Source organism: Mesorhizobium sp. WSM4844 (assembly GCF_055811775.1).
In genome coordinates, this window is the sequence record NZ_JBVVQB010000006.1 from 182,281 (window position 1) to 203,677 (window position 21,397).

Annotated in this window: 16 protein-coding genes and 2 pseudogenes; 9 read left to right on the forward strand and 9 right to left on the reverse strand. The window is 63.5% G+C overall.

The window, feature by feature from the left end; genetic code table 11:
- A pseudogene (locus tag AC0L2A_RS08190) lies at positions 1-3,357 on the forward strand (kinesin); the annotation flags it as partial.
- A 143-nt stretch (positions 3,358-3,500) separates the two neighbouring features.
- On the opposite strand, the gene AC0L2A_RS08195 reads toward AC0L2A_RS08190, so the two are convergent.
- From AC0L2A_RS08195 to AC0L2A_RS08210, 4 genes are all read right to left on the reverse strand, one after another.
- Positions 3,501-4,115, reverse strand: a complete 615-nt coding sequence (locus AC0L2A_RS08195) for an ABC-type transport auxiliary lipoprotein family protein (protein WP_473608321.1) — start codon at positions 4,113-4,115, stop codon at positions 3,501-3,503.
- Between the two features lie 115 nt (positions 4,116-4,230).
- Entirely contained in the window at positions 4,231-5,604 is a 1,374-nt protein-coding gene (locus AC0L2A_RS08200; protein ID WP_473608285.1) for an MlaD family protein, read from the reverse strand.
- A 14-nt stretch (positions 5,605-5,618) separates the two neighbouring features.
- Entirely contained in the window at positions 5,619-6,437 is an 819-nt protein-coding gene (locus AC0L2A_RS08205; protein ID WP_023801128.1) for an ABC transporter ATP-binding protein, read from the reverse strand.
- A 1-nt stretch (position 6,438) separates the two neighbouring features.
- Positions 6,439-7,626 (reverse strand): ABC transporter permease, encoded by a 1,188-nt coding sequence (locus AC0L2A_RS08210; RefSeq protein WP_027155114.1) that lies wholly within the window; start codon positions 7,624-7,626, stop codon positions 6,439-6,441.
- Positions 7,627-7,726: 100 nt separating this feature from the next.
- On the opposite strand from AC0L2A_RS08210, the gene dgcA reads away from it, so the two are divergent.
- Complete coding sequence (gene dgcA / locus AC0L2A_RS08215; protein ID WP_473608286.1) at positions 7,727-8,710, forward strand: N-acetyl-D-Glu racemase DgcA; 984 nt, start codon at positions 7,727-7,729, stop codon at positions 8,708-8,710.
- On the opposite strand, the pseudogene AC0L2A_RS08220 reads toward dgcA, so the two are convergent.
- Together AC0L2A_RS08220 and AC0L2A_RS08225 are read right to left on the reverse strand one after the other, a co-directional pair.
- A pseudogene (locus AC0L2A_RS08220) lies at positions 8,681-9,884 on the reverse strand (MFS transporter). The gene dgcA and the pseudogene AC0L2A_RS08220 overlap by 30 nt on opposite strands.
- Before the next feature lie 213 nt (positions 9,885-10,097).
- Complete coding sequence (locus AC0L2A_RS08225; protein WP_473520511.1) at positions 10,098-10,928, reverse strand: UDP-2,3-diacylglucosamine diphosphatase; 831 nt, start codon at positions 10,926-10,928, stop codon at positions 10,098-10,100.
- Between the two features lie 119 nt (positions 10,929-11,047).
- Here AC0L2A_RS08225 and AC0L2A_RS08230 point away from each other — a divergent pair, with 119 nt between their 5' ends.
- Positions 11,048-11,827, forward strand: a complete 780-nt coding sequence (locus AC0L2A_RS08230; protein ID WP_473608288.1) for an SDR family oxidoreductase — start codon at positions 11,048-11,050, stop codon at positions 11,825-11,827.
- A gap of 132 nt (positions 11,828-11,959) precedes the next feature.
- Here AC0L2A_RS08230 and AC0L2A_RS08235 read toward each other — a convergent pair whose 3' ends face one another.
- Positions 11,960-12,595 (reverse strand): TetR/AcrR family transcriptional regulator, encoded by a 636-nt coding sequence (locus AC0L2A_RS08235; RefSeq protein ID WP_473608289.1) that lies wholly within the window; start codon positions 12,593-12,595, stop codon positions 11,960-11,962.
- 71 nt (positions 12,596-12,666) lie between these two features.
- Between AC0L2A_RS08235 and AC0L2A_RS08240 the strand changes: the two genes are divergently transcribed.
- On the forward strand, positions 12,667-13,077 hold the full coding sequence (locus AC0L2A_RS08240; RefSeq protein ID WP_473608290.1) for a DUF1761 domain-containing protein: 411 nt from the start codon (positions 12,667-12,669) through the stop codon (positions 13,075-13,077).
- Between the two features lie 353 nt (positions 13,078-13,430).
- Here AC0L2A_RS08240 and AC0L2A_RS08245 read toward each other — a convergent pair whose 3' ends face one another.
- Positions 13,431-14,399, reverse strand: coding sequence for an MBL fold metallo-hydrolase (locus tag AC0L2A_RS08245; protein ID WP_473608292.1), 969 nt, complete (start codon positions 14,397-14,399; stop codon positions 13,431-13,433).
- Between the two features lie 138 nt (positions 14,400-14,537).
- Here AC0L2A_RS08245 and AC0L2A_RS08250 point away from each other — a divergent pair, with 138 nt between their 5' ends.
- The gene (locus AC0L2A_RS08250) at positions 14,538-15,485 is read left to right on the forward strand and encodes a LysR family transcriptional regulator (RefSeq protein ID WP_473608293.1); all 948 of its coding nucleotides are present in this window, start codon (positions 14,538-14,540) and stop codon (positions 15,483-15,485) included.
- Between the two features lie 186 nt (positions 15,486-15,671).
- Here AC0L2A_RS08250 and AC0L2A_RS08255 read toward each other — a convergent pair whose 3' ends face one another.
- Complete coding sequence (locus tag AC0L2A_RS08255; RefSeq protein WP_473608295.1) at positions 15,672-16,745, reverse strand: alpha/beta fold hydrolase; 1,074 nt, start codon at positions 16,743-16,745, stop codon at positions 15,672-15,674.
- A 96-nt stretch (positions 16,746-16,841) separates the two neighbouring features.
- On the opposite strand from AC0L2A_RS08255, the gene AC0L2A_RS08260 reads away from it, so the two are divergent.
- From AC0L2A_RS08260 to AC0L2A_RS08275, 4 genes are all read left to right on the forward strand, one after another.
- Positions 16,842-17,726, forward strand: a complete 885-nt coding sequence (locus AC0L2A_RS08260; protein WP_473608296.1) for a LysR substrate-binding domain-containing protein — start codon at positions 16,842-16,844, stop codon at positions 17,724-17,726.
- 393 nt (positions 17,727-18,119) lie between these two features.
- On the forward strand, positions 18,120-18,338 hold the full coding sequence (locus AC0L2A_RS08265) for an AbrB/MazE/SpoVT family DNA-binding domain-containing protein (protein ID WP_268929459.1): 219 nt from the start codon (positions 18,120-18,122) through the stop codon (positions 18,336-18,338).
- Positions 18,338-18,712: a type II toxin-antitoxin system VapC family toxin gene (locus tag AC0L2A_RS08270; RefSeq protein ID WP_128172347.1), complete on the forward strand. Its 375-nt coding sequence runs from the start codon at positions 18,338-18,340 to the stop codon at positions 18,710-18,712. The genes AC0L2A_RS08265 and AC0L2A_RS08270 overlap by 1 nt, the downstream gene beginning before the upstream one ends.
- Positions 18,713-19,063: 351 nt before the next feature.
- The gene (locus tag AC0L2A_RS08275; RefSeq protein WP_027155125.1) at positions 19,064-21,388 is read left to right on the forward strand and encodes an NADP-dependent malic enzyme; all 2,325 of its coding nucleotides are present in this window, start codon (positions 19,064-19,066) and stop codon (positions 21,386-21,388) included.
- Positions 21,389-21,397: the final 9 nt, after the last annotated feature.

The following is a 21,397-nucleotide window of genomic DNA, read 5'->3' on the forward strand; positions in this document are numbered from 1 at the left end:
GACGGGCTGGTTTCCGGCCAGGTCGAGAAGCTGGCCGAAGGCCGCGACATCCTCAGACGTGCGCTGGAAGCAGACCTCAACACCATCAAGGGTGTCGTCGCCGACCAGTCTCAGCAGCTGACCAACAATCGCGCAGAGTTTGCGCGGGCGCTGGAGGCCGACCTCGGCGGCGTCAACGGTCTTGTGAACAGCCACGCCGAGAGGCTCATCCACGACCGCTCGATCCTGTCCAAGGCGCTCGAAGACGATCTCGCCAAGCTGGCGGAAAGCCGGTCGAGCATCGACGGGCTGGTTTCCGGCCAGGTCGAGAAGCTGGCCGAAGGCCGCGACATCCTCAGACGTGCGCTGGAAGCAGACCTGCAGAAAATTGCGGCAAGCCGCAGCGACATAGACGACATCATCGCCGGGCACGTCGGCAAGCTGACCGAAGGCCGCGACGCGCTGACCCGTGCGCTGGAGGACGACCTCTCCAAGCTCGCCGACACGCGCAAGGAAGTCGACCGTTCCCTGTCCGGCCATATCGACCAGATCGCCGCCAGGAGCACCGACATCTCGGACGCCATTGCCGCCGACGTCGAAAAGATCGAGCAGGCGTTCAGCCGCCAGACCGGCATCATCGAGGAGCGTGCCGGGACCATGGAGCGCGCGCTGTCGACCGGCGTCGACAACGTCCGCAACGTGCTCGAAAAGAGCGCCGTCTTCGTTGCCGGAGCGCTGCGCGAAAAGGTCATGGAAGTCACCAGCGCACTGCATGAGCAGGCAGGCGCGGCTTTCAGTGACGCCGATCGCAAGATCGCCGAACGGGCGGAGCAGACCTCTGCTGCCCTGCTCGCCAGGGCGGAGGATATCGCACGCACCTTCGAGGAAGCGGATCGCCGCCTCGCCGCACGTGCCGAAGACACGTCGAGCGCGCTCGTTGCCCGGGCGGAGGGTGCATCGAGCGCAATCATGGCCCGCGTCGACGACACCTCGAACTCGTTGCTGGCGCGCGCCCAGGAGACGGCCGACCAGCTGGCTGCCCGTGCCAGCGAGATCGCCGGTACATTCGATGCGGCGGACCAGAAGCTGGTTGCCCGCGCGGTCGAAACGGCGCAGTCGCTGGCGGAACGCGCCGGCGACATCCTGCGCAATTTCGAAGGCGCCGACGAACGGCTCAGCGTGCGCATCGGCGAATCGGCCGAAGCGCTCGCAGCGCGTGCATCGGACCTTGGCCGCATTTTCGATGCTGCCGACCAGCAGCTGATCTCGCGCATCGCCGAAGGTTCGGAAGCGCTGTCGGCCCGCGCGTCCGAGATCGGCCGCATCTTCGATGAGGCGGATCACCGCCTGGTGTCGCGTATCGCCGACAGCACGTCGACGATCGGAGAACATGCCGACAACATCGTCGGGGCCTTCGCCAGCACCGAGCAGCGGGTTGCCGAACGTGCAAAGCAGACCGGGCAGGACCTGGCCGTCCACGCCCGTGAGATCGAGCAGGCGCTCGCCGGCGCCGACGAGCGCCTGGCCTCAAGCGCGGCGGCCGCGGCGGCTCGCGTCGAGGAACAGGTTGCCGGCGTCGAAAACCGTCTGGTCAACACCACCGAAACGATAGGCCAGAAGCTCAACGAGCAGGTTTCGACCGCCGAGGCGCAGCTCATTTCGCGCGCCAACTCGATCGCCGAAACCTTCACGGCGGTCGGCCAGCATATCGGCCAGAGCACCAACGACGCCGCCAAGACCATCGGCACCAACACCCGCGAGCTCAACACCATGCTTGCGGCACGTTCGGCCGAGATCTCGAAAATCCTTGACGAAACGGCACGGCCTCTGGTCGAGCGCTTCGCCCACGGCGGCTCGGAACTGCAAAAGAGCATGGAAGAGGTGACCGAACGCGCCACCGAGAAGCTGCGCAGCGAAAACGCCGCCTTGGTTGACGCGCTCGCCAGCCGCACGGCCGAAACATTGTCGGCCGTCGAAGGGGCGCGCTCGACGCTCGCCGACAGCGTCGCCGACCTCATCGGCCGCATGAGCACCTCGAGCGCACAGCTCGGCCAGCTGATCGAACAGGCGGCGGCCAATCTCGGCCAGGTCGACGAACGCCTGACCGGCAGCACGCAAAGCTTTGCGGCGACAACGGAAAAAGCCGCGCAGACTTTCGCCAGCTCGGCGCGTCTGGTCGATTCGAATACGACACGGCTTACCGAGCTGTCGTCCTCGACCTTGCGCGAGGTTGCCTCGATCGCCACCAAGTTCGACGAGCACAGCCGATTGCTGTCGAGTGCTTCGGACCTGTTGAGCTCGGCCCAGAGCAACCTCGAACACACGCTGGAAAGGCAGTCGTCGCTGGAGGACCTCGCCGTCGGCCTGGTCAAGAAGTCGGAGGATCTCGAAAAAGTCATGCGCTCGTTCGAGGATCTGGTCGGCCAGACGTTGCAGAACGCTGAAGGCAAGACGCTGGAGTCGGCGGACAAGATCCGTACCTCCATTGCCGACGTCGTCGATTCGGCAACCAAGCGCTTTGCCGACGCGACCGAGGAGATGCGACGCACCGCCAGCTCGATCAAGAGCGAGCTCGACCTTACCCGCGCCGAGCTCAAGAAGGGGGTCATCGAGATGCCGGAAGAGGCAAAGGAATCGACCACGGCCATCCGCCGTGCCGTTTCCGAGCAGATCAACGCCCTGAAGGAACTCTCTGATATCGTTGCGAAATCTGGCCGCAGCACCGACTCCTCGGAGCCGCGCAACCTGCGCCCGGCACAACAGGCGCCTGCCCCGCGCGCCACTGAGCCGCTGCGCCGTCCTCCGGCCCCGGAACCCCTTGCCCCGCAGGCGCCGTCGGGTGACACCGCACTGCGCGGCGACCTGGAACGCCCGCCGGAGACGGCGCCGCGCCAGCGCGACCCTAATGGCCGCGCGCCGCAGGGCGGCTGGGTGCGCGATCTCTTGACCGGGGCGTCGCGCGAAGAGGCCGCCAAGCCAGCAGCACCTTCGGAAGCGCCACGCTCGGCAGCCCCTGCCCAGCGCTCGCCGCTTCATGTCGTGGAGTCGCTCAACTCGCTTTCCGTCGACATCGCCCGCGCTATCGATCACGACGCCTCGATCGAACTGTGGAACCGCTACCGGAGCGGCGAGCGTGACGTGTTTACCCGACGTCTCTACACGCTGAAGGGACAGCAGACGTTCGACGAGATCCGACGCAAATATCAGATGGAGGCGGAATTCCGCGCCGCCGTCGACCGTTACTGCGACGACTTCGAAAAGCTGCTCAAGGACGTCTCGCGCAACGACCGCGACAACATGATGGCGCAGACCTACCTGACGTCGGACACTGGCAAGGTCTATACGATGCTAGCCCACGCCAGTGGCCGCCTGCATTGATCAGACGATAAGCGAACGGAAAAAGGGCGGGAAATTCCCGCCTTTTTGGAGCAATCGCTTCGGGTTTGAATTTCACATCGTCACCGGCGTTGGCGCCGCCCCTCAGGCGGCTCCGGCTGCGACAATTGAGTGCACGGCTGTGGTCAGATCACCGAATCGGTCCAGCGGACGATGTCCTTGGCGGCAACGCCGAACGCCCGGTCGAGCGCGTCGACATAGGCTTGGTTGCCGCTGCCCGAGACGGGCGCGGTCGCGTTGAAGCTCTTGGAGGCACGCACCTCGCCATTGCGGTCGTTCAATATCCGCACGAACAGCTCGACCTCGGCGTGTTGGCCGCCGTCGACGCGGACTTCGAAGGAACGGACCTCGACGATCACCTGATAGTCGATCGCCAGGCCCTCGCCCGGCTTGCCGACGCCGGCGAAACTGCCCGAGCGCTGGAATGTCTCGGCCAGCCGCGCCTGCACGATCAGCGGCAGCCGGTCGGCCCATTGCGCTCCCTTGAGGTACTGGATCGAGCGCACCGACGGCTTGATGACTATGTTCTGGCTGTCCAGCGCCTTGAGCGCGGAAGGCTGGGCGATGAGGATTTGTTGGCGGCCGCGGCCGCGCGCATCGAGCGACGGCGCCGACAGTTCGAATGTGTCCAGGGGCGCCGGCCCGCCGCCCGGCAAAAACGCGCAGCCGGCCAGCGAAAGCGCAAGCAATGCCACACCCGCAGTGGGCCCGCCCGCTTTGACCCCGCCCAATCTAAGCACGCCCAATTTAAGCACGACCGACTTCACACGCGATCCCCGTTGTCCCCGAATCGAATGAGCAAATCGCACCCGCAGCGTACTTGCCTGCCGTTCTTGGGGCCGGCGAAAGCCGAAGTCAACGCCGCACCCTGCCATCGAATTGCCGAACCTCACCTTCGCCGCCTGACAGGATTCGCTGCGGATTGCGGCTGAGATCCGTTACCGCCTCTTCGATGCGGTTGATCGAGCGACGGCTGTCCTGGACCAGCGCTTCGACGTCCTGCAGGCCCTGGCCGGAGAATCGCGCCAGATTGTCGGTGATGGTGCCGAGGCGGGCGTTCAGCGTGTCGGCGACCTGCTTGAACGATTTCAGGGTATTCCTGGCATCGGCTATCATGCCGTCGGCCTGGCCTGAGCCGAGCAATGTATCGACCTTGACGAGGATGCCGTCGACACGCACCGAAGCGTCGTTGAGGCGCTCCGCGAGCTGCTGCGCGTCCTTGATCGTCTGGTCGATATCGTCGGCCCGGTTGGCGAATTTGTTGGTCACCTTGGCGATGTCGGCGGCAGCCTCGTTGGCGTTTTCGCTGGCCTTCTGGATGTTGGCCAGCGCGGTGCGGACCTGTGCCGGATCGATGCCGTCGAGAACGCCGTCGACCTTGGCCAGCGTGCCTTGCGTCCTTTGGGCGAAATCGTTGATCGACCCCACCGCGGTGTCGACATTCCTGACGACCGTGTCGAACTGCTTGCTGGTTTCCTTCAGGTTCTCGGTCACCGTATCGACGTTGGCGACAATACTCTTGATCTGATCCTTGTCGACGGCGTTGAGCAGCCCTTCCGCCGCCTTCAGCGTGCCGTCAAGCTTGCCCGAGACGCCCCTCAGTTCCTCCGACAGCGAACTGACGCTGGTGAGGAATTTGTCGATGCCGTCAGAGTTCTTGGCCAGCGCATCGGAGAAGGTCTGCACATTGTTGACGGTCTGCGTCAGCGGCCCGCGGACGTCGCTGGTGAAGCCTTCGAGCTGGGAGAGAACCGTATCGGCGCGGGTGAAGATGTTCTGCGCCGTCTGCAACAGGTTGGTGACCGCCGACGGGTTGGCGACGATCTCGGCGACGCGGCCCTCCTGCTCCGCCTGGTCGAGAAGGTTGACCTCCTTGGGGTCAGCGCCCCTGAGCTCGATACTCGCTTGGCCGGCGAGGCTGACGATCCCGATATCGGCCTGCGTCGATTTGGTGATCGGCGTCGTGCGGCCTACTTCGGCTTCGGCTATGGCGTCGTTCGGATTGGCGGGGTCGATATAGACGCGCCTGACATCCCCGACCCTGACGCCGTTGAACAGCACGAAACTGCCGCGGCCGAGGCCGGAAGCCGATCCCGGAATGCGCACCCGCAGCATCGCCGTCTCACCCCTGTCGCCGATCGCGGCCGTCCAATAGACGAACGCGAATGCCGCCAGGATCGCGGCTAGCGTGAAAATGCCGACAATGACGTAGTTGGCTCTGGTTTCCATTTATCCACTTATGGCTACGCGCGGGCCGCAAGATCAAGTTGCCGCGCACGTTTTCCGCGAAAATAGGATTTCACCCAGGGTTCCTCGCTCTTGAGCATGTCGTCGATCGTGCCTTCGACCAGCACTTTCTTGTTGCCGAGCACGGCCACCCGATCACAAGCGGTGAACAGCGTGTCGAGATCGTGCGTGACCATGTATACGGTCAGATCCATGGTATCGCGCAGCTTGACGACCAGTTCGTCGAACTCAGCCGCGCTGATCGGATCGAGGCCGGATGTCGGCTCGTCCAGGAACACGATGTCGGGATCGAGCGCCAGCGCGCGCGCCAGCGCCGCACGCTTGATCATGCCGCCGGAAAGCTCGGACGGGAATTTCTGCGCCGCATCCGGCGGCAACCCGACCAGTTCGACCTTGAGCATCGCCAACTCGTCCATCAGCTTTTTCGGCAGATCGAGATATTCGCGCATCGGCACCTGCACGTTTTCGAGCACCGTGAGCGCCGAAAACAGCGCGCCGTGCTGAAAGAGGACGCCAAGGCGCATGTCGATGCGAAGGCGCTCCCTCTCGCTCGCCTTTTCGACATCGACGCCGAACAGCTTGATCGTTCCCGACTGCTTGTGCACCAGGCCGAGAATGGTGCGCAGCAGAACCGACTTGCCGGCGCCGGAGGCGCCCACGAAGCCGAGAATTTCGCCACGCCGGATATGGAGCGACAATTTGTCGAGAATGACCTTGTCGCCGAAGGAGACGGTGACGTCGTGCGCAGAAAGCACGATCTCGTCCTCGTCGGCCCTTTGCGTAGTCGTGGTCGGCTTTGTGCCAAGCAGCGCCATGTCAGAACTCGATCGCTGCGTAGAACATGGCGAAAAGCCCATCGAGGATGATCACCACGAAGATCGACTTCACCACCGAAGCAGTCACGTGCTGCCCGAGCGATTCGGCGCTGCCGCCGACCTTCATGCCTTCGACCGAGGCGATCGTGCCGATGATCATGGCCATGAACGGCGCCTTGATCAGCCCGGCAAAGATGGTGCTGAGATCGATGGCAACGCGCAGCCGGTCGATGAAGGCGGCCGGTGCGATGTCGGAGTAGAGCCATGCCGCCAGTATGCCGCCGCCGAGTGCGGCGAAATTGGCAATGATCGTCAGGCAAGGCAGTGCGATCACCAGCGCGACCAGCCGCGGAAACACCAGAACGCCGATCGGATTGAGCCCGATGACCTTCAGCGCGTCGACCTCCTCGCGCATTTTCATCGAGCCGATTTCAGCCGTGATGGCGCTGCCCGAACGGCCGGCGATCATGATCGCAGTCATCAGCACGCCGAGCTCGCGCAGGATCAGCACGCCGACAAGGTCGACGACGAAGATATCGGCGCCGAAATAGCTGAGCTGATAGGCGCCTTGCTGGGCGACGATCGCCCCGACGATGGCCGACATCAGCACAACCACCGGGATGGCGCCGACGCCCATGCGATCCATCTGGTTGAAGATCGCCGCCGGATTGACCGCATGGCCGCGGCCAAGCTTCATCTGCGCGCCGCGTATCGTGGCGCCCAGTATGTTCATCGCGGCCAGGAAATCGTCACGCATCTCATAGACGCGACGGCCAACCGCCTCGAGCGCGCGAATGACGATGTTCGGCGGCCCAACGATGCCGGAATCAGGTTCGCGTCGAACGGCGTCGCCGACGGCGCCGAGCAGGATCGAGGCAACCTCGCTTTGCCCCTGCATCGTGATTTTCACACCCTGCTTTTCGAAGGCGCTGACCAGACGATCGATCACCCAGGCCCCGGCGGTATCCATTTTCTCGATATGCGAGAGGTCGAGCGCCAGCGTCTGAAAGCCGCTGCGCTGCTCGATCTTGCGCATCTCGGCATCGACGAGCGCCACGGTGCGTGTCGTCCAGGTGCCGGAGAAAGCGCAGCCGAGGACGCCGCCGTCCTCGCCGACCACAACGCGCGGCTGGTGGTCGGCCTCCTTGGCGGTCGTGCCGCTTGCGTCGCGTTTGCGGATCGTCAACATGGCGTCCTGTTTAGCCTGACGGGCCGATCTGTTTAACCTGACAGAACCCACCTGTCGATTTGCCGACAAGCTTGTTGTCGCACAGCCGGAGCAGAAAAATATGGCGCGTGTCATTTCGGTCGAGTCCGAGCGCTTTCCTATCGCCGGGACCTTCACCATCTCGCGCGGTTCGAAAACCGAAGCCGAGGTCGTCACAGTGACGATCCGCGAGGACGGCCAGAGCGGGCGCGGCGAATGCGTCCCCTACAAACGCTATGGCGAAACCATCGAGGGTGTGCGCGATGCGATCGAGGCGATGCGGGAGCAGGTTCAAGACGGCATCAGCCGGGCCGCGCTGCTCGACGCCATGCCGGCGGGCGCGGCGCGCAACGCCGTCGACTGCGCGCTATGGGACCTGGAGGCGAAGATCGCAGGCAAGCCGGTGGCTTCCAGCATCTGCACGGCGCCGCCGAGGGCGCTCGAAACGGCTTACACGCTGTCGCTTGGCGAGCCCGAAGCCATGGCAGCCCAGGCCCGCGCCAATGCCCTGCGCCCGCTTCTCAAGGTCAAGATCGGCGGCGACAACGACATGGCCCGCATCCGCGCGGTCAGGGAGGCGGCACCGGCGAGCCGCATCCTCCTGGACGCCAACGAGGGCTGGAGCGACGACAACATCGTTGCAAACCTGGCCTTTGCCGCCGAGCACGGCATCGCGCTGATCGAACAGCCGCTGCCGGCGGGCCGTGATGGCATCCTTCGCAACATCGCCCATCCGGTGCCGATCTGCGCCGATGAAAGCCTGCATGAGGCCAAAAACCTTGCCTCGCTTGTCGGCCTTTACGATGCGGTCAACATCAAGCTCGACAAGTCGGGCGGCTTGACCGCTGCCCTCATCCTTCGCGATCGCGCCCGCGAACTGGGTTTTGGCGTCATGGTCGGCTGCATGGTCGGCACGTCATTGGCCATGGCGCCGGCGGTGCTGTTGGCCCAGGATGCCGATTTCGTCGATCTCGACGGTCCGCTGCTGCTGGCCCGCGACCGTGCGCCTGGCCTTGTCTACCAAGGTTCGCTGGTGTCACCGCCCGATCCGGCGCTGTGGGGCTGAACGCGCCGCAAGCCCGATCAGCACAAGGCCGACCAGAGCGATCGGGATCATGGCAAAAAAGCCGTCGACGCCGAAGCGGTCGTAAAGCGGGCCGCACAGGAGCGTCACCACAGCGGTGAAAAAGCCGTTGGAGAAATAGGCGATGCCTTGCGCGGCCCCGGTGCGTTCCTCCGCGACCGTCTCACCGATCATTTTCTGCAGGCCGATCAGCACCAGCGCCACCGAAACCGCGTGCAGCGTCTGGACTGCGAAAAACCCACCTACGCCAAGGCCAAGCGGCCAGATCAAGGGAAAGGCAATCCAGCGCACGATCGCGCCTATTCCCGCCATCACCATGATCGACACGACCGAGAAGGAACCGAAAACCCGAGTAAAGATCATGAACATGCCGATCTCGGCCAGGACACCCCAACCCCAAAGCAGCCCGACCACAGAGTCGCCGATGCCGATCGATTTCCAGTAGATCGAGACGAAGCCGTAGAAAAACGCGTGGCTGGCGGTGATGACGCCGACGCCGACGGAGAAATACAGGAAATACCCATTGAGGAGTTTTGGCGCCGATTGCTGGATGTCGGCAGCCGAAAGCGGCGAGGCACGGCGGCGGCGCGATCAGTGCGACGACAAGTGCGGCGCCAAACGCCACGAAAATGATCACCGGAACTGCCTGGGCGCCGGTCGCCGACAGGATAAAACCGCCGGCAAGATTTGCGCACAGATAGGAGATCGATCCCCATTTGCGCATGTTTGCGTAATTCGAGCCGAAGCGGCGCACCCCCGACAGCGCCAGGGAATCGGCGATCGGCGAATGCGGCGTCCAGGCGACAGTGAGCGCCAGCGAAACGGCCAGCACCATGGCATAGGTCGGTGTCAGGAAATAACCGGCGGACAGCGCCAGCGATGCGGCCGTCAGCGCGACATAGACATGGGCGCGGTCGCTCGCCCTGTCGGCCAGTGCCGTAAGCAATGGCGTCGTCACCACGCGCAGGAACATCGGTGCCGCGAGAATGATCGCTATCTGCTCGGCATCAAAACCGTTTGCCTGCAGCCACAACGGAAAGTACGGCAAATGTATCCCGAGCGGCACGAAAAGCGTGAAGAAGATCAGGCCCATGCGCAGTTCGAACTGACGCGGCTTGACGAGTTGTTCGGGTGAAAGCGGCGGCAGGGAGGACATCAGCAGGCAATCCGTCGGCGCAGCATTCGACCGGCCGGCCAGCCAACGCACGCCGATCCCATAACATGGCGAAAAAAGCGATGAAACCGCTGCGTTAAAGCGCGTCGCGTTTGACCGGCCTCATGCGACGCGCTTTAGGTTCTTGTTTTATGCATGTCGTTATCGCAAAACCGCTGCACACCTTTGCGCGACATGCATGAACGCATCATCGCGTCAGGCAGCCTGGACTGCCCTGCCCTTGATGGCGACGATGTCGATCGGCACCAGCACTTCGCCGCCGACCGGAACCTCCGGCAGGACATGCGCCCAGTGCAGGATCTCCATTTGGCCGTCGAAATGCTCGACCACCGCGGTGCAGCTCTCCACCCAGTCGCCGGTGTTGATGTACTGCACGTCCTCATAATTTTCGATCGCGGCATGGTGGATGTGGCCGCAGATCACGCCGTCGACATGCGAGCGGCGCGCTTCCTCGGTCAGCATGGTCTGGAACGAGCCGATGAAATTCACCGCCTTCTTGACGTTGACCTTGGCCCAGGACGAAAACGACCAGTATGGCAGGCCAAGCAGCTGGCGAAGCCGCGTCACCACGCGGTTGACCAGCATCGCCGCGTCATAGGCGTAGTCGCCGAGATAGGCCAGCCAGCGCGCATTGTGGACGACGGTGTCGAACTGGTCGCCATGGATGACGAGAAAGCGTTTGCCGTTGGCGGTCTCGTGGACGACGCGGTCGGCGACGACGATGCCGCCGAAATGCACGCCCTGGAACTGGCGCGCGAATTCGTCGTGATTGCCGGCGATGTAGGTGATGCTGGCGCCCTTGCGCGCCTTGCGCAGCAATTTCTGGACGACGTCGTTGTGGCTTTGCGGCCAGTGCCAGTTCCGTCTGAGCCGCCAGCCGTCGACGATGTCGCCGACGAGATAGATGATATCGGCGTCGTGATGGCGCAGGAAATCGATCAGGAACTCGGCCTTCGCCGCCTTCGATCCGAGATGGACGTCGGAGATGAACATGCTGCGGAAAGTGCGGGGCTCTGCGCCAGGCATTGGATTCTCACCGTTGCTTCCGAACAGGCTATGCCTCGATTCATGCAACAACCGTATGACGGTTGCGATTGGTCCAGCCCCAAGAGTAGGTTGCGACCCAAATCAGAGGAGAAATCGCCATGGATCTCGGTATTCGCGGAAAAAAGGCCATCGTCTGTGCTTCGAGCAAGGGTCTTGGGCGCGGTTGCGCCATAGCGCTGGCCGAAGCCGGCTGCGACCTCGTCGTCAACGGGCGCAACGCCGACCAACTGGCCAAGACCGCCGCCGAACTGCGCGAAAGATTCGGCGTTGAGGTGACCGAGATCGTCGGCGACGTATCGAAGCCCGAGGTGCAGAAGGCGCTGCTTGCCGCCTGTCCCGATCCCGATATCCTCGTCAACAACAATGGCGGACCGCCGCTTCGCGATTTCCGCGAGCTCGACCGCGAAAAGATCCTCGAAGGCGTCACCCAGAACATGGTGACCCCGGTCGAACTGGTTCAGGCTGTCATCGACGGCATGGCCGAGCGCGGCTTCGGCCGCATCGTCAACATCACCTCGCTGTCGGTCTATGTTCCCATTCCGGGCCTCGATCTGTCGTCCGGCGCGCGCGCCGGCCTGACTTCGTTCCTGGCCGGCGTCGCGCGGACGGTGATCGACCGCAATGTGACGATCAACAACATGCTGCCGGGCAAGCTCGACACCGACCGGCTGCGTCCCGCGCACGAAGCCGGCACACCGGAAGATCCGGCTGCCGCCGCCGCACGCAAGGCACAGGCAGCAGCCAACGTTCCGGCCAAGCGGCTCGGCACGCCGGAGGAATTCGGCCAGATCTGCGCCTTCCTGTGTTCGGTTCATGCCGGCTACCTGACCGGGCAGAACATACCGGTCGACGGTGGCCTCTACGTCAGCGCGTTTTAGCGGCAGAATCCAGGGTTTGGTATCGGCTGGGAACGGCGAAAAAAAGGATGCTTTTCTGACCGTCTTTCACGGCGGATCCCGAGGCTTCCTGCGGCCGCCCCTGACCGCCTCCACGCACTTATGAGAGTGCGACTAGTCTCGCCCCATCAGCGTTTTGATCAGCGTCTCGGCGAGCCAGCTTTCATATTCGTCCGAAGACCAACCCCGCTCCAACACGAGCATGCGATATACGTCGCGGCCGGTATACATCCATAGGATGTCGCGCACGCGGGCTAAGCCGAGTTGGCGCGCGACAGTGACGGATGCGACAAGAAGGTTGGCACGCGCTTCCTGGAGCTTGAAACGGACGGTCTCCAACTCCGTCTCGATCGCCTTCAGCTCGGGAGACAGCGCCGAGACGCCTCGCATAAGGCCGATCTCCTCGCGTTCAGCATCAAGGATGACCCGAGAGATCGAGGCAGTCATACGCAGAATCTCCTCGGGGTCTCTCGCGTTCTCGGCCTGCTTAGCTATCTCCGCATAGCGCGGGCCGAAGAAGGAACGCTCGACCACGGCTCTTAGAATGCCGGTCTTCGACTGGAACAGGGCATAGACGGTCGGCGCCGAAACACCGGCGGCTGATGAGATGTCATTGATCGTGACCTTTTCCACTCCGCGCGCAGTAAAAAGCTCTTTCGCCACATCGAGAATGCGTTGGCGCGTGCCGGAAGCGCGTTCCGACCGCAGCCGTGCGTCGTAGCGCCTGCGGGTCTTTGAATTGTCATTCATATTGGATATAGTAAACTATACCTAATATGATCGCCAGATCACTGAGTCGGTAGGCTGGAAGGAGGAGCAGCATGATCGAGTTTGTGCCGATAAACCTCTGGGGGATCGGAACTGCGGTCCTCGCAGCTTGGGTTGTCGCTGGGCTTTGGTATTCGCCGCTGCTCTTCATCCGACCGTGGGCCGAGATGTCGGGCGTCGACGGCGCGAAATTCGCCGCCGGCCTGCGGCGGGCGATTGCGGTCGACCTTGCCTCGTTTGCGGTTATGGCGTTTGTCCTCGATCAGGTACTTCACGCCTGGGGCGCGCTGACGATCGTCTCGACCGTCCTCTGCACTTTCCTGCTGTGGCTCGGCTTCGTCGCTGTCACGCTGCTGCATTCGGTAACCTATGAGCACCGGCCTCTGCGCTATTATGCGATCAATGCCGGCTATCGCTTGGTCAGCATGGTGGCAATGGGTGTGATCCTGACCGTGTTACGGTAACAAAGGCGCTGTTGTCGACCTGTTCCAGGCATCCGGATTTGCTCGCACTGCGGCGCAAGTTGACGAGCGGGTTTACGGCCGTGTCGCGATTCTAACGAAAAAATCCAAGCGCTGGCATTGGCACTTTATGGATGACGTGTGGCTGTTGCTGTCTGGGAACGCCGGGAGGCGATCCATCTCGGCCGTTCTTGTCAGGAAGTGAGGCTCTGAACGCAGGCGTTGCAGGTGCCGTGCCAGACCAAAAGGAGCCGATTTATCGTCCGAAGTCTCAAAGACATCGGCTGCGCTGGCGAGGGGCCGGGTGTGGTGTTGAGCAGCGGGGCTATGATGGCCCCTTACCGCGCCGGCCGCCGCTACAGTGCATAGGGCCATTCGTCCGGCACGAAGCGATAGGCGTCGCCATCGCGCGCCACATGGCCGATGCCGGGGAACGGCAAATGCATGCCGGCGATCAGCATCCGGTCAGCAGCGACCCGGTCGAGCGTCCGCTTGCGCGTTTCGGCAGCCAGCTTGGAATCGACATCGAAGGCGATGCTCCAGTCCGGGCGCGCGAACTGGTAGGTCGCCATGTGCACGACATCGCCCCAGATGAACAGCGCCTCGCCGTCCGATTCCACGATGAAGCCGGCATGGCCCGGAGTGTGGCCGGGCAGCGGCACGGTGCGGATCGCGCCGACCGCCTCGCCCTCGCCACCCACCTGCCGCACGCGGTTCGCATAGGCGGCGGCGGCCTGGCGGGCGCCGATGAAGAACGGCCTTGCCCCATCCGGCGCCTGGTTCATGTTCGCGTCGTCATGCCAGAAGGCGTAATCGGCGGCGGTGACGACGAGCTCGGCCTTGGGAAACAGCGCCTGGCCGGCGGGAGTCAGAACGCCGTTGATATGGTCGGGATGCATGTGGGTAATCAGCAATGTATCGATCTGGTCCGGAGAGACGCCGGCCGCCTCGATAGCGGCCGGAAGTCGGCCGAGTGACGGGCCCATGCTGTCCGACGTACCGGCGTCGACGAGCACCAGGCGGTCGCCCAGATTGATAAGATAGGCATTGACCGGTGCGCGGCGCGGTCCGGGCTTCTGGAAGCTGGCCTCAGCCAGCCGCTCCGCATCGGCCTCAGCGAGCCCGATGACCAGCTCGGAACCAAGGTCGATATAGCCATCTAGTAGCGCCGTAACCTGGACCGATCCCACGTTGCGGCGCAGCGCGCCAAGCGTTGCGGCGTCGACCAGCGGCGCGCGGGCCACCGCCGGAACGGAGACATTGGCTAGGAGAGTGCCGCCGGTTAGGCCGGCACCGGCGAGAAAATGACGGCGGGAAAGCGGCATTGCATCGTCTCCAGTTTGGGATCTAGAGCTCCAGGCGGAGCAAGGCGGGTCTATGCCATAGGCTCAGCTTTTTGAACTTGCCAATTCCTTATATGTCTTATTACTCTTGTTTATTAATCACGACGGAGAGTTGCCATCATGGACCGCTTGACCGAGCTAACCAGCTTCGTACGCACCTGCGATACCGCCAGCTTCTCGGCGGCGGCGCGCGAGTTGGGCTTGAGCCAGCCGGCCGTCAGCCAGCAGATCCGTGCACTGGAAACGCGTCTAGGCGTCCGGCTCTTTGACCGTACGACCCGCCATGTTTCGCCGACGGAAGCCGGCCGGCGTTATCTGGAGCGCGCCCGCGACATCATTGAGCGCATCGAGGAGGCGGACCGCAGCGTCGGCTGCCTCGAATCGAAGATGTGCGGACGTCTTGCCGTCGGCGCGCCGGCCAGCTTCGGCGCCGGCGTGCTTGGCAGCTATCTGATCGAGTTCAAGCGCGCCTATCCGGAACTGTTGCTCGACGTGGCGCTGACCGACAGTTTCGTCGATGTGATCGCAGAGGGGCTCGACGTGGCGATCCGTATGGGGACCATCGATGACGACCGGCTGATCGTGCGCAAGCTCGGCGTGATCGGGCGCTGCCTCGCGGCGACGCCAGAGTATCTCGACCGCAGGGGCCGGCCGCGACGCCCGGACGATCTCGCCGACCATGATTATCTGCTTTACGCCCACATCAGGAAGCGCGATGTCGTGCCGCTCACCGGCCCGGGCGGCGAAAAGGCCGAGGTGCGAATCCGGCCGGCCATGCGCTCCGACAATTCGCTGCTCAATCATCAGGCGTTGCTGTCCGGCGTCGGCATCGGCCTCGGGCACAGGGTGACACTCGATCCGCTCATCGCCGAAGGCTTGCTCGAACATGTGCTGCCGGACTGGCACTATGCGCCGCACCATGTGCATGCGGTCTATCCATCGAACCGCTTCATACCGTTGAAGGTTAGGCGGTTCGTTGCCGGCTTCGCCGACCACCTCGCCGCGATGGGTGCGTTCATCGATGTCAAAAAAGCATGTACATCCAAGGAAACGGCGCCGGCCCAGTGAAGTCTGACGTTTGTACGCGCAGCGAAATGGCGGGGAGTCGAGATGTGGCGCGGCGGAGATAGGCGTAGCCCCGCAACCGCGCAGTGAGTAGCTGTCGGGTGGACGGTAGCCGCAAAGCCTGGAGGCGGTCGACCTGACACCGTTGCGGCTGCTGCTCCCGCAGGACACATGAACTGCCCTTCGTGGTCATTCCTCCTGCCGATCGAGAAACCGCTTCACGGCGCCGAGGAACACACCGCGCCCTGCGGCCTCGCGGTCGAGATGCACGAAGTGGGTAGCGTCCGGGATGTTCAGGCGTTCCGCTTTTGGTGCTTCGTCCACAATTGCCTTCGCATCCTCCGGTCGGCTCCAGAAATCCCGTCCGGAACGGATGACGAGCACCGGCATGGTGAGCGCCGCCGCCGACCATTGCCGGCGATCGAACGCGAGTTCGAAGCTGTCGGCCATGGCGCCGCTCGGTGACCGGAAACTCGGCGGCTGGCGCGTCGACGCCGTCTCGTCGGAGGCGAGTGCCGCATCACCGTAGGCCGCGGCCACCGCGGGATCGCGCCACTGAGCTTTTTCCGCGGCCGGGATGCTGTCGTCCCAGGCGGTGAACAGGCTCGGACGTGTATTCAGCCGATAACCGCCGAACGCATGGACATTGAACGTCCCAGGCCGATCCGGATTTTCGAGCAGCGAGCCGGTGCCAAGAGTGGGATGCTGGTCTGAGCCTCCATACAGGGTGTTGTAGAGGATGAGCCGATCAACCGTCTGCGGAAAGCGGCTGGCATAGGCGCCGGCCCAATGCCCGCCGGTGGCCCAGCCGACGAGGCTGATCCTCGAAACGTCGCTCCATTTCGCGATGCCGTCGACCGCTGCGGAAATATCCGCCACGACGTCTTCGGTGCGCATCAGGGGAGCGGACTTGTCCGGCGGCCTGTCCATGGCCACAGGACGGCTCGATGCGCCGTAGCCGCGAAGGTCCAGGACATAGACAAGGTGCCCGCCCGCCGCGAGGTCGGCGGCAAGCGATCCGCCCGCAACAGGCAGATCGAAGGACGCGACGCCGGGCACGCGTGCGCCATGGATGAGGAGGACGGCGGACTTGGGTTCGGACGCTGCGCCAGGACGGCGCACCTCCCGGACGAAGAGGCGCTCGCCCGTCGGTAGTTCGACGAACCTGTCGGCCCTGACGAGATCCGGCTCGCCTGCCGGGACTGGAGCCGCAGCCATGATGGCTGCGGCGAGCACAAGGGGAAAGGCGCTGAAATGGGACATGATGATATCTCCGATCGCAATCGCGTTTCGCAAAGATTGCCAGCTATTCGATATCTTATCGATGACGTATTTGAGCGCCTTTGATATCGTCAAGATATGGAACTTCGGCACTTGCGACATTTCCTCGCCGTTGCGGAGGAATTGCATATGGGGCGTGCCGCACTGCGGCTGGCCATGGCGCAGCCTCCGCTTAGTCAATCGATCGGTCGCCTGGAGAAAGAACTCGGCGTCAAGCTGTTCGAGCGGGCCAACCGCCGCCTGACCTTGACGCGCGCCGGCGCGGCCTTCGTGGAGGAGGCGCGGGCATCGGTACTGCACGCCGATGCGGCGCTTCACGTCGCCCGCGCAGCGCATGACGGCGAAGCTGGCGAGATCAGGATCGGCTTCGTGTCGGCGGCTCTGTACGAACATCTGCCGCATCTCCTATCCCGGCTTCGCGAGACATATCCGGACATCCATCCAAAGCTCATCGAGGTGTCCACCAATGAGCAGATTGCGGCGCTGTCGCGGAATGAGATCGACATCGGTTTCGTGCATCCACCGCTCGGTACTGACGAACGTCTCGACGTCCATGGCTATCCTGCTGAAGATCTTATCGCGGTTCTGCCTGATGACCGGCACACGCACGGGGTGACGCTGACGGACATCGCCCGTCACGGGCTCATCATGTTTCCGGCTGCACAAGGCCCGGCACTCCACGCCCGCATCATGGACACGTTCACCAGGGCTGGTCTCGAGGTGCGGATCGTCCAGGAGGCAACGCGGGCACTGACCATGCTCTCGCTCGTAGCCGCCGGCTTTGGAGCGGCGCTGCTGCCACGATCGACCCAGCGCCTTGTGTTTCAGGGCGTCCGCTATGCAGCGATCGCAGACGTATCGCTGCCCGCCTGGCCACTTGCCGTGATCGCGAAACGGCGGCCACGGCCGGCGATTGTCGATAGCGTCTGGAAACTGCTTGAGGCTCGTCCAGACGTGAGTTGACCGCCCGCGACTGGACACGCCCGGCGGCGCGACGCGCTCGATGACATCCGCGCCGGCCGCGACAAGGCAGGTGAGGATTTCAGCGCAACAATCTGACATGGTATGGTTTTCCACGATCCTCCCCCTAATGGCAGCTGCGTCATTTGGCATCGTGAAAAACCTGCGCTGCATGCTAAACCTCGACGCAGCCGCTTTTATTCCACAAGCATCCACGCCCTCGAAAGCTTGAAATCCAGGCGACAAAGCCGCTCGGCAACCAGCGCGACCTGGCGCTCGCCTATTCGCCCGGCGTGGCGGTGCCCTGTCTCGAAATCCGAGACTAGACGGCGGCCGTAAGTTCCTTGCATTGGCCCTCATTGCGTCTTACGTTTGGCGCATCGATCAAGTGAGGGTATGATAATGCCGGAGACTGCAACCCTGTCCTCGAAGTTCCAGATATCGATCCCCAAGGCGATCCGGACCGCCCAGCATTGGGAAGCGGGTTTGACCTTGGCCTTCATCCCGAAGGGAACGGGCGTGCTACTCGTCCCTGTGCCGAAGCGGGAAGCGCTGAAGGGGCTGGCGAAGGGCGCTTCGGCGACGGAATATCGCGACCGGTCGGACCGTTTCTGATGGTGCTCGTCGATACCTCGGCTTGGATCGAATGGCTGATAGGCTCTCCGACTGGAGAGCAGGTGGCAGAGCATCTGCCCGAGCGAGCCGACTGGCTCGTTCCGACCATTGTGCAGTTGGAACTCGCAAAATGGCTCACTCGCGAAGTAGGCGAAGACAAAGCCGATCAGACCATCGCCTTTACGCAGGTCTGTACGGTGGTCCCGCTTGACACGGAAATCGCCCTAGCGGCCGCCGAAGCCTGCCGGAAGCACAAATTGGCGACCGCAGATGCGATCATTTTCGCGACCGCTCGGGCGCATGACGCGACGCTCCTGACTTGCGACAAGCATTTCGAGAGCCTGCCAGTCGTCACCCTCATCGAAATGATCTAGCGCTGACATTGTTGGACCGCGGTGTGATGTCGGCTCCGGCAGCTCTCGACCGAGGGCGTGTGAAAACTCGCCACGTCGGTCCTCCTTTGCCCAAGCGAACAGAAGCGCGCTCGTATTCGACGCGGCTCGCTCGTGAAGGTCGTTTTCCACCCATTGCAGACATTCAAACTGGGATGTCGGCGTAGCTCGTCACAGCACCCCGCCCCGCGTCCAGCATTTCAATGGGACCACGCAGCGGGACGCTACGCGAACCCAAAGGCCGCACCTTGCGACATATCACCTCTCGAAAAGCCTCGGCTGCATGCTAAGAGACTCAAAACAGCAAACGGACTGAACTGAGGAGCGGCCGGCATGCAAGGCGAAAACAAAAAAGCAGCCCGGTCGGACCTCGACGAAGCCGCCCTCTATTTCCACAAGCACCCACGCCCTGGAAAGCTTGAAATCCAGGCGACAAAGCCGCTCGGCAACCAGCGCGATCTGGCGCTTGCCTATTCGCCGGGCGTCGCGGCGCCCTGTCTGGAGATCCGCGACAATCCGGCAGCAGCCGCCGACTACACGGCGCGGGCCAATCTGGTTGGTGTCGTTTCCAACGGTACGGCAGTGCTCGGCTTGGGCAATATCGGCCCGCTGGCCTCCAAGCCGGTGATGGAAGGCAAGGCGGTGCTGTTCAAGAAATTCGCCGGCATCGACGTCTTCGACATCGAGATCGACGCGCCTGACATCGAGCGGATGGTCGAGACGATCTCGGCGCTGGAGCCGACCTTCGGCGGCATCAACCTCGAGGACATCAAGGCGCCCGAATGCTTTGAGGTCGAGGAACGGCTGAAGGCGCGCATGGCCATACCGGTCTTCCACGACGACCAGCACGGCACCGCGATCATCGTCGCCGCCGCCGTGCTCAACGGGCTGGAATTTGCCGGCAAGACGATCTCCGACATCAAGATCGTCACCTCCGGCGCCGGGGCAGCGGCCCTCGCCTGCCTCAACTTGCTGGTTTTGCTCGGCGCGCGCATCGAAAACATCTGGGTCACCGACCGTTTCGGCGTCGCCTACAAGGGCCGCGTCGACGAAATGGACCGCTGGAAGGACCCCTATGTGAAGGACACCGAGGCGCGCACGCTGGCCGATGTGCTGCCGGGCGCCGACGTGTTCCTGGGCCTTTCGGCCGCCGGCGTGCTGAAACCGGAATTGCTCCAGCACATGGCGCCAAAACCACTGATCCTGGCCTTGGCCAACCCCAACCCCGAGATCATGCCGGAAGCGGCGCGGGCGGCGCGACCCGACGCGATGATCTGCACCGGCCGGTCCGATTTTCCCAACCAGGTCAACAACGTACTCTGTTTTCCTTACATTTTCCGTGGCGCCCTGGACTGCGGCGCCAGCGCCATCAACGAAGAGATGAAGATGGCTGCGGTGCGGGCGATCGCAGCCCTTGCCCGCGAGGAACCGTCGGATGTCGCTGCCCGCGCCTATTCCGGCGAAACGCCGATCTTCGGGCCCGATTTCCTGATCCCCTCGCCGTTCGATCCCAGGCTGATCCTGCGCATCGCGCCGGCGGTGGCCAAGGCCGCCTGCGACACCGGCGTCGCGACACGGCCGATCACCGACTTTGCCGCTTATATCGACACGCTCAACCGCTTCGTCTTCCGCTCCGGCCTGGTCATGAAGCCGGTGTTCACGATGGCCAAGACGTCGAGCGCCAAGCGCGTCATCTATGCCGACGGCGAGGACGAGCGCGTGCTGCGCGCCGCCCAGGTGGTACTGGAGGAAGGCATCGCCGAGCCGATCCTGATCGGCCGCCCGCATGTCATCGAAGTCAGGCTGAAACGCTACGGGCTGCGCATCAAGCCGGGCGTCGATTTCGGCCTGATCAATCCCGAGGACGATCCGCGTTATCGCCACTATGTCGACCTTTTGATCGAGCTCGCCGGCCGGCGTGGCGTCACGACGGAGGCCGCGCGCACGATGGTGCGCACCGACAACACGGTGATCGCCGCACTTGCCCTCAAGCGTGGCGACGCCGACGCCATGGTCTGCGGCCTGGAAGGACGGTTCGAGCGGCATTTGCGCAATGTCACCCTGATCATCGGCCCGCGCGCCGGCATCAAGGATCACGACCTGTCGACGCTTTCGATGCTGATCTCGCAGCGCGGCATCATTTTCCTCACCGACACCCATGTCACCGTCGATCCGACCGCCGAGGAGATCGCCGAGATGACGGTGCTGGCGGCCGAGGAAATCCAGCGCTTCGGCATCGAGCCCAAGGCCGCCCTGCTGTCGCATTCGGATTTCGGCTCGCGCGATTCGCCAAGCGCGCTCAAGATGCGGCAGGCAGCGGCGATCCTGGCGCGCATCGCGCCGGACCTGCAATGCGACGGCGAGATGCATGCCGACTCGGCTCTGTCGGAGCCGCTGCGCCAGCGGGTCTATCCGCATTCGCGGCTGAAGGGCGAAGCCAATCTGCTGGTCTTCCCCAATCTCGATTCGGCCAACATCACGCTCACTGCGCTGCGCGCGATGATGGACGCGCTGCATGTCGGCCCGATCCTGCTCGGCACCGACAGGCCGGCGCATATATTGACGCCGTCGGTGACGTCACGCGGCGTCGTCAACATGACGGCGCTCGCGGTGGTCGAAGCGGCCCACAAGGCGCAGGCGGTCGTAACTCTGGGATAAGGCAATCGC

What these genes read in the sequence shown, in the direction of transcription:
- AC0L2A_RS08240 (WP_473608290.1), top strand. Translation starts at nt 12,667, where the DNA reads ATGATCGAGTTTGTGCCGATAAACCTCTGGGGGATCGGAACTGCGGTC.
- AC0L2A_RS08235 (WP_473608289.1), bottom strand. Translation starts at nt 12,595, where the DNA reads ATGAATGACAATTCAAAGACCCGCAGGCGCTACGACGCACGGCTGCGG.
- AC0L2A_RS08265 (WP_268929459.1), top strand. Translation starts at nt 18,120, where the DNA reads ATGATAATGCCGGAGACTGCAACCCTGTCCTCGAAGTTCCAGATATCG.
- AC0L2A_RS08210 (WP_027155114.1), bottom strand. Translation starts at nt 7,626, where the DNA reads ATGTTGACGATCCGCAAACGCGACGCAAGCGGCACGACCGCCAAGGAG.
- AC0L2A_RS08205 (WP_023801128.1), bottom strand. Translation starts at nt 6,437, where the DNA reads ATGGCGCTGCTTGGCACAAAGCCGACCACGACTACGCAAAGGGCCGAC.
- AC0L2A_RS08270 (WP_128172347.1), top strand. Translation starts at nt 18,338, where the DNA reads ATGGTGCTCGTCGATACCTCGGCTTGGATCGAATGGCTGATAGGCTCT.
- AC0L2A_RS08230 (WP_473608288.1), top strand. Translation starts at nt 11,048, where the DNA reads ATGGATCTCGGTATTCGCGGAAAAAAGGCCATCGTCTGTGCTTCGAGC.
- AC0L2A_RS08225 (WP_473520511.1), bottom strand. Translation starts at nt 10,928, where the DNA reads ATGCCTGGCGCAGAGCCCCGCACTTTCCGCAGCATGTTCATCTCCGAC.
- AC0L2A_RS08245 (WP_473608292.1), bottom strand. Translation starts at nt 14,399, where the DNA reads ATGCCGCTTTCCCGCCGTCATTTTCTCGCCGGTGCCGGCCTAACCGGC.
- AC0L2A_RS08200 (WP_473608285.1), bottom strand. Translation starts at nt 5,604, where the DNA reads ATGGAAACCAGAGCCAACTACGTCATTGTCGGCATTTTCACGCTAGCC.
- dgcA (WP_473608286.1), top strand. Translation starts at nt 7,727, where the DNA reads ATGGCGCGTGTCATTTCGGTCGAGTCCGAGCGCTTTCCTATCGCCGGG.
- AC0L2A_RS08260 (WP_473608296.1), top strand. Translation starts at nt 16,842, where the DNA reads ATGGAACTTCGGCACTTGCGACATTTCCTCGCCGTTGCGGAGGAATTG.
- AC0L2A_RS08275 (WP_027155125.1), top strand. Translation starts at nt 19,064, where the DNA reads ATGCAAGGCGAAAACAAAAAAGCAGCCCGGTCGGACCTCGACGAAGCC.
- AC0L2A_RS08255 (WP_473608295.1), bottom strand. Translation starts at nt 16,745, where the DNA reads ATGTCCCATTTCAGCGCCTTTCCCCTTGTGCTCGCCGCAGCCATCATG.
- AC0L2A_RS08250 (WP_473608293.1), top strand. Translation starts at nt 14,538, where the DNA reads ATGGACCGCTTGACCGAGCTAACCAGCTTCGTACGCACCTGCGATACC.